Source organism: Micromonospora sp. NBC_01699 (assembly GCF_036250065.1).
Lineage (GTDB): Bacteria > Actinomycetota > Actinomycetes > Mycobacteriales > Micromonosporaceae > Micromonospora_G.
Genome location: NZ_CP109199.1, coordinates 2,577,923 through 2,592,593, shown reverse-complemented (window position 1 = coordinate 2,592,593; position 14,671 = coordinate 2,577,923). Strand labels below are relative to the sequence as shown.

17 protein-coding genes are annotated in these 14,671 nt (G+C 72.2%); 3 read left to right on the top strand and 14 right to left on the bottom strand.

Features of this window, described 5'->3' with window-relative positions; genetic code table 11:
* Positions 1–5: 5 nt before the first annotated feature.
* The 11 genes from pheT to OG792_RS11600 all read right to left on the bottom strand — a co-directional run bounded on the left by pheT (position 6) and on the right by OG792_RS11600 (position 9,507).
* Positions 6–2,534 (bottom strand): phenylalanine--tRNA ligase subunit beta, encoded by a 2,529-nt coding sequence (gene pheT, locus OG792_RS11650; protein WP_329109397.1) that lies wholly within the window; start codon positions 2,532–2,534, stop codon positions 6–8.
* A gap of 40 nt (positions 2,535–2,574) precedes the next feature.
* A complete protein-coding gene (locus OG792_RS11645) occupies positions 2,575–3,636 on the bottom strand; it encodes a phenylalanine--tRNA ligase subunit alpha (protein ID WP_329109396.1) in 1,062 nt (353 codons plus the stop codon).
* 178 nt (positions 3,637–3,814) lie between these two features.
* Entirely contained in the window at positions 3,815–4,675 is an 861-nt protein-coding gene (locus OG792_RS11640) for a TrmH family RNA methyltransferase (protein WP_329109395.1), read from the bottom strand.
* Between the two features lie 32 nt (positions 4,676–4,707).
* Positions 4,708–5,100 carry a 50S ribosomal protein L20 gene (rplT, locus tag OG792_RS11635; protein ID WP_329109394.1) on the bottom strand — a complete coding sequence of 131 codons (393 nt, stop codon included), beginning with the start codon at positions 5,098–5,100 and terminating at the stop codon, positions 4,708–4,710.
* 34 nt (positions 5,101–5,134) lie between these two features.
* Complete coding sequence (gene rpmI / locus OG792_RS11630) at positions 5,135–5,329, bottom strand: 50S ribosomal protein L35 (protein ID WP_329109393.1); 195 nt, start codon at positions 5,327–5,329, stop codon at positions 5,135–5,137.
* Positions 5,330–5,348: 19 nt separating this feature from the next.
* Positions 5,349–5,975 (bottom strand): translation initiation factor IF-3, encoded by a 627-nt coding sequence (gene infC, locus OG792_RS11625; RefSeq protein WP_329109391.1) that lies wholly within the window; start codon positions 5,973–5,975, stop codon positions 5,349–5,351.
* 337 nt (positions 5,976–6,312) lie between these two features.
* The gene (locus OG792_RS11620) at positions 6,313–6,726 is read right to left on the bottom strand and encodes a PH domain-containing protein (RefSeq protein ID WP_442932464.1); all 414 of its coding nucleotides are present in this window, start codon (positions 6,724–6,726) and stop codon (positions 6,313–6,315) included.
* Between the two features lie 71 nt (positions 6,727–6,797).
* Positions 6,798–7,727 (bottom strand): DMT family transporter, encoded by a 930-nt coding sequence (locus tag OG792_RS11615; RefSeq protein WP_329109389.1) that lies wholly within the window; start codon positions 7,725–7,727, stop codon positions 6,798–6,800.
* Positions 7,728–7,737: 10 nt separating this feature from the next.
* Positions 7,738–8,583, bottom strand: a complete 846-nt coding sequence (gene hisG, locus OG792_RS11610; protein WP_329109388.1) for an ATP phosphoribosyltransferase — start codon at positions 8,581–8,583, stop codon at positions 7,738–7,740.
* Between the two features lie 61 nt (positions 8,584–8,644).
* The gene (locus OG792_RS11605; protein WP_121159833.1) at positions 8,645–8,908 is read right to left on the bottom strand and encodes a phosphoribosyl-ATP diphosphatase; all 264 of its coding nucleotides are present in this window, start codon (positions 8,906–8,908) and stop codon (positions 8,645–8,647) included.
* Between the two features lie 71 nt (positions 8,909–8,979).
* Positions 8,980–9,507, bottom strand: a complete 528-nt coding sequence (locus tag OG792_RS11600; RefSeq protein WP_329109386.1) for a SigE family RNA polymerase sigma factor — start codon at positions 9,505–9,507, stop codon at positions 8,980–8,982.
* A 232-nt stretch (positions 9,508–9,739) separates the two neighbouring features.
* On the opposite strand from OG792_RS11600, the gene OG792_RS11595 reads away from it, so the two are divergent.
* From OG792_RS11595 to OG792_RS11585, 3 genes are read left to right on the top strand one after another with little or no spacing between them, the layout of a single operon-like run.
* Positions 9,740–10,603 carry an ABC transporter substrate-binding protein gene (locus tag OG792_RS11595; RefSeq protein ID WP_329109385.1) on the top strand — a complete coding sequence of 288 codons (864 nt, stop codon included), beginning with the start codon at positions 9,740–9,742 and terminating at the stop codon, positions 10,601–10,603.
* 50 nt (positions 10,604–10,653) lie between these two features.
* Complete coding sequence (locus OG792_RS11590) at positions 10,654–11,469, top strand: amino acid ABC transporter permease (RefSeq protein ID WP_442932463.1); 816 nt, start codon at positions 10,654–10,656, stop codon at positions 11,467–11,469.
* A 3-nt stretch (positions 11,470–11,472) separates the two neighbouring features.
* Positions 11,473–12,237, top strand: a complete 765-nt coding sequence (locus OG792_RS11585) for an amino acid ABC transporter ATP-binding protein (RefSeq protein WP_329109383.1) — start codon at positions 11,473–11,475, stop codon at positions 12,235–12,237.
* Between the two features lie 25 nt (positions 12,238–12,262).
* Here OG792_RS11585 and ribH read toward each other — a convergent pair whose 3' ends face one another.
* The 3 genes from ribH to OG792_RS11570 are packed head-to-tail and all read right to left on the bottom strand — an operon-like array spanning position 12,263 to position 14,669.
* Positions 12,263–12,763, bottom strand: a complete 501-nt coding sequence (gene ribH / locus OG792_RS11580; protein WP_329109381.1) for a 6,7-dimethyl-8-ribityllumazine synthase — start codon at positions 12,761–12,763, stop codon at positions 12,263–12,265.
* A 2-nt stretch (positions 12,764–12,765) separates the two neighbouring features.
* Positions 12,766–14,067, bottom strand: a complete 1,302-nt coding sequence (locus OG792_RS11575; RefSeq protein ID WP_442932400.1) for a bifunctional 3,4-dihydroxy-2-butanone-4-phosphate synthase/GTP cyclohydrolase II — start codon at positions 14,065–14,067, stop codon at positions 12,766–12,768.
* On the bottom strand, positions 14,064–14,669 hold the full coding sequence (locus OG792_RS11570) for a riboflavin synthase (protein ID WP_329109378.1): 606 nt from the start codon (positions 14,667–14,669) through the stop codon (positions 14,064–14,066). Before OG792_RS11570 ends, OG792_RS11575 begins: the two co-directional genes overlap by 4 nt.
* Positions 14,670–14,671: the final 2 nt, after the last annotated feature.

The following is a 14,671-nucleotide window of genomic DNA, read 5'->3' as shown; positions in this document are numbered from 1 at the left end:
ACGACTCAGGCGCCGCGCAGGGTGGCACCGAGCCGGGACGCGGCCTCGGCGACCGCCGCATCCCGCGCGGCCACCGCCTCCTCCACCGTCAGGGTCCGGTCCGGCGCCCGGAAGGTGAGCTTGTACGCCAGCGACCGGCGTCCCGCCCCGAGCTGCGTCGAGGCGTACACGTCGAACAGCCGGACCGACTCCAGCAGGTCCCCCGCCCCGTCGGCCAACGCCCGCTGTACGTCGGCGGCGGCGACCTCCTCCGGCACCACCAACGCGACGTCGATCAACGCCGGCGGGAACCCGGAGATCCGGGGCGCGGACGGCACCGGGGTCGGCGGCAGCAGTTCCAGGTCCAGTTCCATCGCGCTGGTCCGGCGGGGCAGCTCCAACGCCTCGACGGTCGCCGGGTGCAGCTCGCCGGCGTACCCAACGACGGTGTCGTCGACCAGCACCTCGGCGCAGCGGCCCGGGTGCCAGGGCGCCCGTTGCGCCGCCCGTACCGCGACCCGGCCGGCGGGCAGACCGACGGCGGCGAGCACGGCGCGGGCCGCCTCGACCGCGTCGGCCCAACCGGCCGGCTTGCCGGCACCCCACCAACCGGTGCGCTCGATCTCACCGGCGAGCACCGCGGCCACGTGCCGGGGCTGGTGCGGCAGGACCGCGTCGGCGGCCGCGAACTCGGCGTCGCCGGGCCGGTGCTCGACCCCCATCGGCGGCGGGCTGCCGGCACCGGGGCGCGACTCGAAGACCGTACCGATCTCGTAGAGGGCCAGGTCGCGCTGACCACGGCCGAGGTTGCGCTTCAACGCGCCGAGCAGCGGGCCGAGCAGCGTCGTACGCAGCAACGGTTCCTCGTCGGAGAGCGGGTTGGCCAGCCGGACCGCCCGTCGACGGGTGTCGTCGGCCGGCAGCCCGAGCAGGTCGAACAGCTCCGGTGACACGAACGGGAACGACACCGCCTCGACGTACCCGTTCTCGGCCAGCATCCGGGCGACCGCCCGGACCCGCCGCTGGGCCGGGGTGAGCCCGCTCCCCGGCGGGGCCAGCGGCAGCACCGACGGCACGTGCTCGTACCCGTCCAGCCGGACGACCTCCTCGACCAGGTCGGCCGGGCCGGTCAGGTCGGGCCGCCAGGTCGGCGGGACCACCCGGAGCAGGTCCGGCTCGGCGACGACCGTGCAGCCGACCTCCTCCAGCAGCGCGACCACCCGCGCGGCGGGGTACTCCACGCCGACCCGCCGGGTCGGCAACTCCGGGTCGAGTTCGATCGGCGCCGGGGGGCTGAGCTGCGCGAAATCGAGGATCTCCGCGCCGGCCGAACCGCCGCCGTACGTGGTGAGCAGGGTGACCGCCCGGTCCAGCGCGACCAGCGCCACGGCCGGGTCGACGCCGCGCTCCCAGCGCTTGGCCGCCTCGCTGAACAGCCGGTGCCGGCGGGCGGTGCGCCCGACCATCGCCGGGTCCCAGTGCGCCGCCTCGAACAGCACGTCGGTGGTGCTGGCGATCACCTCGCTGGTCTGACCGCCCATCACCGCGGCGAGCGAGATCGGCAGCCCGTCGCCGTCCCCGGCCACCGGGTTGGGCTGCCCGGCGTCGCAGATCACCATGTCCTCGGCGTCCAGCGCCCGGGTCACGCCGTCCAGCGTGGTCAGCTTCTCCCCCGGTACGGCCCGGCGGACGACCAGCCCGCCGGTCAGCCGGTCGGCGTCGAAGGCGTGCATCGGCTGGCCGAGTTCGAGCATCACGTAGTTGGTGATGTCGACCGGCAGCGAGATGTTGCGGATGCCGGCGACGGTGAGCCGCTGCCGCATCCACTGCGGGCTCTGCGCGGTCGGGTCGACCCCGCGCACCAGGCGGGCGGCGAACCGGTCGCAGCCGACCGGGTCGCGCACCTCGACCGGGTACGCCGGCCGCTCGGTCCCGCCCGGTGCCGGCACCAGCGCCGGGTCCCGGAACGGCACCCCGAAGGCGTGCGACAGCTCGCGGGCGATGCCGCGTACGGACAGGCCGTAGCCACGGTCGGGGGTGATCTCCAGTTCGACCACCACGTCGTCGAGCCCGACCACCGGGCGGGCGTCGTCACCGGGCTTGGCGGCCGTCTCCGGCTGCAGGACCAGGATGCCGGCGTGGTCGTCGCCGAGCCCCAGCTCCCGCACCGAGCAGATCATGCCGTTGGAGTTGTGCCCGTACGTCTTGCGGGCACCGATCGCGAAGCCGCCGGGCAGGACCCCGCCGGGCAGGATCACCACCACCCGGTCGCCGGGGGCGAAGTTGGTGGCGCCGCAGACGATCTCCTGCAACTCGCCGGTGCCGTTGGCGGCGCCGACGTCGACCCGGCAGAACCGGATCGGCTTCTTGAAACCGGTCAGTTCCTCGATCTCGCGTACCTCGCCGACGACCAGCGAGCCGGTGACCGTGGTGCGCAGGTCCACCATGGCCTCGACTTCGAGGCCGAGGTTCACCAACGCCCGTTCCAGCTCCTCGGTGCCGAGGTCGACCGGCAGCTCGACGTGCTCGCGCAGCCAGGAAATAGCAACTCGCATGACTCAGACCACCGCTTCCGAAGTTCGATTCCGCATGCCGCTACGCCTCGACACCGAGCGCGCCGGTGAACCGCACGTCACCCTCGAACAGGTCACGCACCTCGCTCACCCCGTTGCGGACCATCACCGTACGGTCGACGCCCATGCCGAACGCGAAGCCGGAGTAGACGTCCGGGTCGATCCCGCAGGCGCGCAGCACCTTCGGGTTGACCATGCCGCAGCCGCCCCACTCGACCCACTGTGGTCCGCCACGGTGCTCCGGGAACCAGACGTCGAACTCCGCCGACGGCTCGGTGAACGGGAAGTAGTGCGGCCGCCAGCGGGTCCGCGCGTCCGGCCCGAACATCGACCGGGCGAAGTGGTCGAGTGTGCCGCGCAGGTGGGCCATGGTGATGCCCCGGTCCACGACCAGCCCCTCGACCTGGTGGAAGACCGGGCTGTGGGTGGCGTCCAACTCGTCGGTGCGGTAGACCCGCCCCGGGCAGACGACGTAGATCGGGGGCTTGCGGGCCAGCATCGTCCGGGCCTGCACCGGCGAGGTGTGCGTACGCAGCACCAGCCCCGGTACGTCCACGTGGAAGGTGTCCATCAGGCCACGGGCCGGGTGGTCCGGCGGGATGTTGAGCGCGTCGAAGTTGGTCCACTCCAACTCGACCTCGGGGCCCTCGGCGATTTCGTAGCCCATGCCGACGAAGAGATCCCCGATCCGCTCCATCAGCAGGGTCAGCGGATGCCGGGCCCCCCGGGGGCGGCGGTCGTAGGGCAGCGTGACGTCGACCCGCTCCTCGGCGAGCACCCGCTCGGCCTGGGCGCGCTGCAACTCGGCCCGCCACTCGTCGTAGCTCGTCTCGATCGCCCGGCGGGCCTCGTTGACCCGCTTGCCGGCGTCGGACTTGGCCGCCGGTGGCAGCGCGCCGATCTCCCGGCGGGCCAGTGAGACCGGCGCCCGGTCACCGAGGTGCTGGTGGCGTAGGGCGGCGAGGGCATCGGGGTCGGCGGCGTCGGCGAACGCCGCACGGGCGGCGGCGACGGCCTCGTCGAGGTTGTCCTGGTCGAGCAGGGCGACCTGTTTCGGGTCGTACGGATCGTTGCGGTAGGTCATGGCTTACGGGTGCTCCCTCACGGCGGAAGGCCGGCCTCGGCGGCGGCCATCAGAGTTTACGGACGCGCGGCGCCGCCGCAGCCCGCCGGTGGGAGTAGGGAGCAGGAAAGGGTCAGACCCGCCGCCCGCCGACACCGGCGGGCTGGCTAAACGAGTACGTCACAGCACTCATGGGGGTCTACTCCCTGGGTCGCATTGCTCTGGCCGAAGCGTACAGGCAGACGGCGGCGGCAGCAGCCAGGTTAAGGCTCTCCGCGCGGCCGTGCAGCGGCACCCGTACCCGCGCGTCGGCGGCGGCGGCCAACTCGTCCGGCAGGCCGTGCGCCTCGGAGCCGAACAGCCAGGCGGTCGGCCGGGCCAGGCCGCCGTCGTCGGCGAGGTCGTCCAGGTCGGTTTCGCCGTAGCCGGAGGCGGCGAGCACGGTCAGCCCGGCGGCGCGCAGGCTGGCCACGACGGCCGTCGGGTCGTCGGCCCGGACCACGTCGACGTGGAAGAGGCTGCCGGCCGAGGCCCGCACGACCTTTCCGTTGTACGGGTCGACGGCGTCACCGGCGAACACCACCGCCGCTGCCCCGGCGGCGTCGGCGGTACGCAGCACCGTGCCGGCGTTGCCCGGATCCCGGATCTCGGCCAGTACGGTGACCAGCCTCGGGGACCGGTCCAGTGCCCGGTGCAGCGGCTGGTCGAACTGGTCGCAGACGGCGACCAGCCCCTGCGGGGCGACGGTCTCGGTCAGCGCGGCGAGGGCCTCGTCGGTCACCGGGGACACCGGTGTGCCGGCCCGGTGCGCGGCGTCAACGAGTTCGGCGTACCGGTCGAGTGCGGCCGGGGTGCCGAAGAGTTCGCGTACCACGCCGGGGCGGTCGAGTGCCTCCCGGACGGCCTGCGGTCCTTCGGCGAGGAACCGTCCGGTGCTGTCCCGGTCCCGGCGCCGCTGCAACCGTCGGGCGGCGACCACCCGGGGCGTACGCGGCGTGAACGGTTGCGGGTCCGCGCCCCGAACATGGTCGAGGCGCCCCACCTGCGGTCCGGACGGCATTCGGGGCGCCTCGATCAACTGTTTGCGATACCTCAGGCGGCCTGGGCCGACGCGCCACCGGTGCCCTCGGCCGCGACCGCGGCACGGGCCACCTCGACGATGGCGGCGAACGCCGTCGCGTCGTTGACGGCCATGTCGGCCAGGATCTTGCGGTCGACCTCGACGCCAGCCAGCTTGAGGCCCTGGATCAGGCGGTTGTAGGTCATCCCGTTGGCGCGGGCGCCAGCGTTGATCCGGGTGATCCAGAGCTGCCGGAAGTCGCCCTTGCGGTCGCGACGGTCCCGGTAGGCGTACTGCATCGAGTGCAGCACCTGCTCCTTGGCCTTGCGGTACAGCCGGGAGCGCTGACCGCGATAGCCACTGGCGGTCTCCAGCAGGGTACGACGCTTCTTCTGGGCATTTACAGCCCGCTTGACGCGTGCCATCTCAACTACTCCTTCGGGTTAAGTGGCGGGCGCGTCAGCGGCCCAGCAGCTTCTTGACTCGCTTGGCGTCAACCTTGGCAATCTCACCCGTGCCGGTGAGCCGGCGGGTCTGGGTGGAGGGCTTCTTTTCCAGGTTGTGCCGCAGACCGGCGTGCTGGGCGACGATCTTGCCGGAGCCGGTCACCTTGACCCGCTTGCCCATTCCGGTGTGGCTCTTCATCTTCGGCATTTCTTGCGTCTCTCCCCTGTTACTCGCCGGCGGTGCCGGCGGGCTCAACCGCAGGCTCGGCCGACGGCGCCTCAACCGTCTCGCCGCCCTCGGCTGTCTCGGCATCTCGCTCACGCGGTCCGCCGGCCTTGGCTGCCGTTGCGGCGGCCTTGGTGGCGCGGTGCGGAGCCAAAACCATGATCATGTTTCGGCCGTCCTGCTTCGGCGCGGCCTCGACGTACCCCAGCTCCGAGATCTCCGACTCAAGTCGGCGCAGGAGCCGGTAGCCAAGTTCCGGGCGACTCTGCTCGCGACCACGGAACATGATCGTTACCTTGACCTTGTCACCCGCCTTGAGGAACCGCACCACGTGACCCTTCTTGGTCTCGTAGTCGTGCGGGTCGATCTTCGGCCGGAGTTTCATCTCCTTGATGACGGTCTGCTGCTGGTTACGCCGCGCTTCGCGAGCCTTCAGTGCGCTCTCGTACTTGAACTTGCCGAAGTCCATGAGCTTGCACACCGGCGGGCGCGCCATCGGCGCAACCTCGACCAGGTCCAGGTCGACGTCCGCGGCCAGCTGCAGAGCGCGCTCCAGCGGGACGATGCCCACCTGTTCACCCTCGGGGCCGACCAGTCGGACCTCACGTGCCCGGATCTGTTCGTTCACGCGTGGTTCGACGCTGATGGGGCCTCCTCGATTCGGTAACTCCCTCGGTGCCGACGCCTCGCCGGCTCCCGGGTGGGAACCGACCCGGAAAGCAGAAGGCCCCGGCGCATGCCAGGGCCCGCTCGACCGGTCAGTGCGACACGAGGCCACACAGCCGACCCGGATCAGGATCCGGGTCGTTGACCGGACCCGGCCACCGACTGGGGCGACTCGGGTGGGAGCAGGCGCTCCGCTTTACCGCTGTCACCGCGAGGGACAGCATGGTCGACCCGCCAAGGTTAGCAGGTCATGCCGATACCCCGGCAAACGGGCACCCCGCCCGGCGGGTCGGCCCGGGTCAGCTCGCGGCCGGCAGCCGGCGCGCGGCGTCGTGCAGGGCGCGCAGCGCGCGTACCCCGGCGACCGCCGACTCCTTGTCCACCGCCTGTAGGGCGATCATCGGGACCAGCTCGTCTTCGTGCAGTTCCAGGCTCGCCCAGGACGAGCCGTGATCGAACCGCACCGCCCGGACCACGTCCCAGGGCAGGTCGTACGAGCCGAGCACGTTGCGCACCCGCACCCCGCGCGGGTCGGCCTCCACCTTCACCCGGGTGAAGAGCAGGATCACCAGCGCGCCCAGCACACCCAGACCGATCATGGCGAACGAGTCGCCGCGCTGGAAGGTGGCCTCGCCCTGCCCGGTCGACCCGTGCAGCGCCAACCCCAGCGCGGTGAAGACCACCACCAGGGACGGTGCCAGCACCCAGCACATCACCCGCAGCCGGCGGGGGCGCAGCCGTACGAGGTCGGAATCGGTCACGGCGACCATCCTGCCATCCCGGCTCAGCCGCCGGTCGGCGCGGGGCGCGCGGCCCGACCGGAGACCACCACCGCGAGCAGGGTGAGCAGCGCCCCGGCGAGCACCGCCGCGCTGGCCCCCGGCCCACCCGGCCGGAACACGTCGAGCAGCAGCGCACCGCCGAGCTGACCGGCGACGATCGCCAGGCCACTGCGGAGCACCCCGACCGACCGGACACAGACCAGCAGGGCGACCACCACCCCGACACCGACCGGCCCGCCGAGGTAGAGGTACCAGGCGCTCGGCCAGTCGATCTCACCGAACCGGGCGAACGCGCCGGCCACCGCCGCCACGGCGACGATCGCCGGGGTGCTGACCGCGAAGTTGACCGCCGTACCGGTGGCGGCGCCGCCGACCGCCGAGATCCGGCCGTTCAGTGCCGCCGACAGCGCCACCGCGACACCGCCGGCCGCGGCCAGCGCCACCAGGCCCACGGCCAGGTCACCCAGCGGGCGGCCGAACTGGGCCAACGCCACCGCACCGATCCCCAGCAGCGCGCCGAGCAGGCGCGGAGCGGTCACCGCCCGCCGCCCGCCCGGCGCCAGCCCGACCCGGTCGACGGCCAGCCCGCCGGCGCTGTTGCCGGCCACCTGGGCGATGGTGAACACGGCCACCCCGAGCGCCGGCACCACGTACGTCGCGATCACCACGAACCCGCCGCCGCCGATCCCGCCCAGGTAGCTCCACCAGGGCAGCCGGGCCCGGCGCAGGACACCGAACCCGGACCGCATCGACGGCAGCGCCAGCAGGGCGACCAGCAGCAGGGCGACCCCACCGGCGTTGTTGACCACCGCGCCCATGGCCGCGTTGCCGACCCGGGCGCCGAGTTCGGCGTTCGCCGCACTCTGCACCGCCGAACCGACCCCGCCGAGCACCGCCAGTCCGAGTGCCAACCAGGCGGGGAGGATCTTCACCCGGCGAGCATCACAGGCGGCAGGCGTGGATGTCTGTGACCAGGATCGCCCGCGCGCCGAGGTCGTACAGCTCGTCCATGATCCGGTGTACGTCGTTGCGCAGCACCATGGCCTGGACCGCCACCCAGCCCTCCCGGTGCAGCGGCGAGATGGTCGGCGACTCGATGCCGGGGGTCAGCGCGGTGGCCCGGTCGAGCAGGTCGGCCCGTACGTCGTAGGCGAGCATCACGTACCGCCGGGCGACCAGCACCCCGTGCAGCCGGCGCAGCAACTGGTCGGCCTGGTTGTGCGCCGGGGCGCCGAGCCGGCGGATCAGCACCGCCGAGGAGCGCAGGATCGGCTCCCCGATGATCACCAGGCCGGCCTGGCGCAGGGTGGCACCGGTCTCCACCACGTCGGCGACCACGTCGGCGACGCCGAGCCGGACCGCGTTCTCCACCGCGCCGTCGAGCCGGACCACGTCCGCCTTCAGACCGTGCTCGACCAGGTGGCGCTCCACCACGCCGGGGTAGGCGGTGGCGATCCGCCGGCCGCCGATCTCGTCAGCGGAGGAGATCGTCTCCGGGGACGCAGCGAACCGGAAGGTGGCGCCACCGAAGTTGAGGTCGAGCACCTCCTCGGCCGGGCTGCCGGCGTCGATCAGCAGGTCCCGGCCGGTGATGCCGAGGTCGAGGTCACCGGAGCCGACGTAGGTGGCGATGTCGCGGGGCCGCAGGTAGAAGAACTCGACGTCGTTCGGCTCGTCCCGGCAGACCAGGTCCTTCGGGTCGGTGCGCTGGCGGTAGCCCGCCTCGCGCAGCATCTGCGCGGCGGGAGCGGACAGGGTGCCCTTGTTGGGAATGGCGATGCGCAGCATCTTGGGGTGCTCCTTCGATCGGCTGGATCGGGTTACGACCGTTGAATCGGGGCGTGGCACCTCAGAGATGTCGGTAGACGTCCTTGAGCTCCAGTCCGGTGGCGAGCATCAGCACCTGGGCCTGGTAGAGCAGTTGGGAGATCTCCTCGGCGGCGCGCTCGGGGCCCTCGTGCTCGGCCGCCATCCACGACTCGGCCGCCTCTTCGACGACCTTCTTGCCGATCGCGTGCACGCCGCGTTCCAGGGCGGCCACCGTCGCCGAGCCCGGTGTGCCGGCGGCGGCCTTGGCCTGCAACTCGGCGAACAGCTCTTCGAACGTCTTCACGGCAACGGATTCTCGCAGCCGCCCGCCGGTGGGTGCCGCGCCGGGTCGCCCCCCGCCACCAGGTGGACCGGTCAGCCGGCCGGTCCCGCCCCGAGCGTACGACGCAGGGCGGCGGCGCCCCGGGCGGTGTGGCTCTTGACCGCTCCCCGGCTGACCCCCATCACCCGCGCGGTCTGTGCCTCGGACAGGTCGGCGTAGTAGCGCAGCACCATCGCCTCCCGCTGCCGGGCGGGCAGTTCCCGCAGGGCGGCCAGCACCGCGTCGTGCCGCAGCAGTTCGAGCGCCCCGGCCTCGGCACTCGGCGCGTCCGGTCCCGGCCGGGCGACGGTCAGGTGGTTCTGCACCACCCGACGGTGGCGCAGCGCCGACCGGGACCGGTTGAGCACGCTCACCCGCAGGTACGGCAGCGCCCGGTCGGCGTCGCGCAGCCACGGCCAGCGCCGGTGCAGGGACACGTAGGCGTCCTGCACGATCTCCTCGGCCGTACCCCGGTCGTGCAGGAGCAGTACGGCGAGCCGGACCAGCGGGCGGTAGTGGGTGACGAAGAGGTGGGTGATCGCCTCGTCCGCCCCCCACCGAGCTGCCCGCGGGTACGGCATGGTCCTCCCGCCGGGCGCGTCGGGCAGCGGACGGATGGTCACCCGTGGCCGACACGCGGGTCCTGGTTTCGGTTTACGCCCCGGTTGGCCGGAGACACCAGCGCTCCGCCAGAAGCCGACCGATCCCGGCGACGCCGCTCGCGGTGATCCCGGTCGATGGCGGCCGGTAATCCCTACCAATATGGTGGGGCACTCTATGGACGGGTTCCCGCCTCGGCCTATGCTGTCCGCCATGGCTCGCCGTACGGTGCCGGTCGCCCTCGGGGCCGCGACCGCCCTCCTCACCGCCCTCGTCGGCTGCGCCCCGCAGGAAGTGGAACCGACCCCCTCCCAGCCCGCCGCGGCGTCCTGCGAGAAGGGGTCGCTCACCACCAAGACGCCGGGCAAGCTGACCATCGGCACCGACGACCCGGCGTACGAGCCGTGGTTCACCGACAACAAGCCGGACAACGGCGAGGGCTTCGAGTCGGCGGTCGCGTACGCGGTCGCGGAGCGGCTCGGCTACGCCCGTACGGACGTGGTGTGGAACCGGGTGAAGTTCGAGAACGCTATCGCGCCGGGGCCGAAGGACTTCGACTTCGACATCAACCAGTTCTCCATCACCGAGGAGCGCAAGCAGGCGGTCGACTTCTCCGCGCCGTACTATCTGGTCCGCCAGACGGTGATCGCGCTGAAGTCGTCGAAGATCGCCGGCAAGGCCACGCTGGCCGACCTGCGGGACGCGAAGCTCGGCGCCCAGGTCGGGACCACCAGCTACCAGGCGATCACCGACGTGATCAAGCCCGGTCCGCAGCCGCAGGTGTTCAACACCAACGACGACGCCAAGAAGGCGCTCCAGAACGGGCAGATCGACGGCCTGGTGGTGGACCTGCCGACCGCGTTCTACATCACCGGCGCCGAACTGACCGACGCCACGATCGTGGGCCAGGTGCCGCAGGTCGGCGTACCGGAGACGTTCGGGCTGGTGCTGGACAAGGGATCGGCGCTGACCGGCTGCGTCGGGCAGGCGGTCACCGCGCTGCGCGAGGCCGGCACCCTCGGCGAACTGGAGAAGAAGTGGCTCGCCCAGGTGGCGGGAGCACCCGAGCTGACGTGAGCGCGACCACCCGGACCGACGACCGACCGCCGCCGTACGCCCGCTCCGACATCGCCCGCGCGCGGGCCGTGCACCGGCGCCGGCAGACGGTCCGGTCGGTGCTGGTCGCCGCCGCCTCCACCGGGGCGCTGGGCACGCTGCTGGTGGTCGCGGTCACCGGGTCGCCCGGCTGGGCCCGGGTCCGGCAGTCCTTCCTCGACCTGGACATCGCCCGCGCGGCGCTGCCGGACGTGCTCACCGGGCTCTGGCTCAACGTCCGGCTGCTCTTCTTCTGCGCGCTCGGCGCCCTGGCCGTGGGTCTGCTGGTGGCGCTGCTGCGGACCCTGCGCGGGCCGGTCTTTTTCCCGGTCCGGGCGCTCGCCACCGGCTACACGTACACGTTCCGCGGGCTGCCGCTGATCATCGTGCTGTACGTGTTCACCCTCGGCGTACCGGGGCTGCGGTTGCAGGGCATGCCGCCGGTGCTGGTGCTCGGCGGCTGCGCACTGGTGATCACGTACAGCGGTTACCTGGCGGAGGTGTTCCGGGCCGGGATCGAGTCGGTGCACCCGAGCCAGTTCGCCGCCGGCCGCTCGCTCGGGCTGACCTACCGGCAGACGATGCGACACGTGGTGCTGCCGCAGGCCGCCCGCCGGGTCGCGCCGCCGCTGCTCAACGACGTGGTGGCGCTGCAAAAGGACGTCGGGCTGGTCTCGCTGGCCGGTCCGATCGACGCCGTACGGGCGGCCCAGATCCAGACCGCCGAACACTTCAACTACACGCCGTACATCGTCGCCGGGGTGCTCTTCGTGCTGCTCGCCATCCCGCTGATCGCGGTGACCGACTGGGTGACGCTGCGCGCCGCCCGCCGACAGGCGGGACACTGAGCCGTGACGTCACCATCATCGGGCACCGACGTGCTGTCCTGCCGGGGGCTGCGCAAGTCCTTCGGCGGTCGTACCGTGCTCGACGGGCTCGACCTGGACGTGGCCGAACACGAGGTGGTGGCCCTGATCGGCGCCTCCGGCTCGGGCAAGTCGACGCTGCTGCGCTGCCTGAACCTGCTGGAGGAGATCGACGACGGCACCATCCACCTGGACGGCGAGCACATCACCGACCCACGGGTCGACCCGGACCGGGTACGCCGCCGGATCGGCATCGTGTTCCAGTCGTACAACCTGTTCCCGCACCTGAGCGTGCTGGACAACATCACCCTGGCGCCGCTGCGGGTGCACCGGCGGGCCCGTGCCGAAGCCGAGGCGCAGGCCCGTGAACTGCTCGACCGGGTCGGTCTGGCCGAGAAGGCACGGGACTATCCGGACCGGCTCTCCGGCGGGCAGCAGCAACGGGTGGCGATCGTCCGGGCGCTGGTCAACTCGCCCCGGCTGATGCTGCTGGACGAGGTCACCTCGGCGCTGGACCCGGAACTGGTCGGCGAGGTGCTGAGCCTGATCCGCGAGCTGAAGGCGGACGGGATGACGATGGTGCTGGCCACCCACGAGATGGGTTTCGCCCGCGACGTCGCCGACCGGGTCTGCTTCCTCGACGGCGGCCGGGTGATCGAGCAGGGGCCGCCGGCGCGGGTGCTGGGCGAGCCGACCGAGCCGCGTACCCGCCAGTTTCTGCGGCGGATCATCGAGGCCGGCCGGCTCTGAACCCGGCGTACGTGGGGCGGGCGGACTACCCGCCGAAGCCGACCGGGACCGTACGCTTGCCCAGCCCCCGGATCGCCAGCGCGGCGTCCAGCGCGGCGACGGTGGACGCCCAGCCCTTGTCCTCGGCCGAGCCGGGCAGACCGGCCCGGTCCCGCGCCTGCTCGATCGTGTTGACCGTGAGCACGCCCTGGCCGACCGGCTTGCCGGCGTCCAACGCGACCCGGGTCAGCCCGTCGGTGACCGACCGGCAGACGTAGTCGAAGTGGGCGGTGTCGCCGCGGACCACCACGCCGAGGGCGACCACCACGTCACAGTCGCGGGCCAGCGCCTGGGCGACGACCGGCAACTCCACCGAGCCGGCGACCCGGGCCACCCGTACGTCCCGGACGCCGGACGCCTCGGCGGCGGCCACCGCCCGCTCGACCATGTGGTCGGTCAGCTCGGCGTGCCAGCGGGCGCCGACCACCCCGACGGTGAGCCCCTCGGCGTCCACCGTGCTCACTCCCGGTTCTCCGAAACCAGCCATCGTCACGCCGATCCTTCCGTGATCTCGTCGAGCTCACCCAGCAGGTGGCCCATCCGGTCGCGCTTGGTCCGCAGGTAGCGGACGTTCTCCGGGGTGGCCCGCACCGGCAGGCCCTCCCGCCCGGTGATGGTCAGCCCGTAGCCCTCCAGCCCGGCCCGCTTGGCCGGGTTGTTGGTGAGCAGCCGCATCGAACGTACGCCCAGGTCGTAGAGGATCTGGGCACCGGTGCCGTAGTCGCGGGCGTCGGCCGGCAGGCCCAGGTCCAGGTTCGCGTCGACGGTGTCCCGCCCCTGGTCCTGGAGCTGGTACGCCCGCAGCTTGTGCACCAGGCCGATGCCCCGCCCCTCGTGTCCGCGTACGTAGAGCACCACGCCCCGACCCTCCTGCGCCACCCGGTCCAGGGCGGCGTGCAGCTGTGGTCCGCAGTCGCAGCGCAGCGAGCCGAACACGTCCCCGGTCAGGCACTCGGAGTGCACCCGGACCAGCACGTCGTGGCCGTCGCCGAGGTCGCCGTAGACGAGCGCCACGTGCTCGGCGGAGTCGTTCTCGACCGTGTAGCCGAGCGCGGTGAACTGCCCGTACGGGGTGGGCAGCGACGCCACGGCCTCCTGCCGGACCTGCTTCTCGGTCCGCCGCCGGTACGCGATCAGGTCGGCGATGCTGATCAGGGTCAGCCCGTGCTCGGCACTGAACTTCTCCAGGTCGGGCAGGCGCATCATGGTGCCGTCGTCGTTGACGAGTTCGCAGAGCACACCGGCCGGGCGCAGCCCGGCGAGCCGGGTCAGGTCGATCGCGGCCTCGGTGTGCCCGGCCCGGCGCAGCACCCCGCCGGCCCGTGCCCGCAGCGGCACCACGTGCCCCGGCCGGGCCAGGTCGGTCGGCCGGGTGTCCGGGTCGGCGAGCAGCCGGATGGTGTGCGCCCGGTCGGCGGCCGAGATGCCGGTGCTGACTCCCTCGCGGGCATCCACCGTCACCGTGTACGCGGTGCCCCGCCGATCCTGGTTGGTGTGGTACATCGGCGGCAGTTCGAGCCGGTCGGCGTCGGACTCGGTGATCGGGGCGCAGATGTAGCCCGAGGTGTAGCGAACCATGAAGGCCATCAGTTCCGGCGTGGCCAGCTCCGCCGCGAAGATCAGGTCGCCCTCGTTCTCCCGGTCGGCATCGTCGACCACGACCACCGCCCGCCCGGCCGCGATCTGCGCGATCGCCTCCTCGATCGGGGTGAACAAGCTCCCCACGTTCTCGGACTCGGACTCGGACTCGGACTCGACGAGATCGGATTCGATGACGCTCGACTCGCTCATGATGTGGCCTTTCCGGTGCCGAGTAGCCGCTCGACGTACTTGGCGACGACGTCCACCTCAAGGTTGACCGGGTCGCCGATCTTCTTGTGCCCCAGCGTGGTGAGCTTGAGCGTGGTCGGGATCAGCCCGACGGCGAAGGTGTCGTCGCCGATCTCCGAGATGGTCAGGGACACTCCGTCGACGGTGACCGAGCCCTTCTCCACCGCGTAGCGCGCGATGTCGGCCGGCAACGAGAACCGGACCGTCTCCCACTGTTCGGCCGGCTCCCGGCCGATGATCTCGGCCACCCCGTCGACGTGCCCCTGCACCAGGTGCCCGCCGAGCCGGGTGCCGAGCGTCGCCGCCCGTTCCAGGTTGACCGGGTCACCGGCGAGCAGCCCGCCGAGGGAGGACCGTCGCAGCGTCTCGCCCATCACGTCGGCGGTGAACACGTCGCCGTCGACGTCGACCACGGTCAGACAGACGCCGTTGACCGAGATCGAGTCGCCGTGGCTGGCGTCCGAGGTCACCAGTGGTCCGCGGATCGCTATCAGCGCGGAGTCCGTACCCGTGTCGGTCAGTCGGACAACCTCGCCCAGTTCCTCGACAATGCCGGTGAACATGT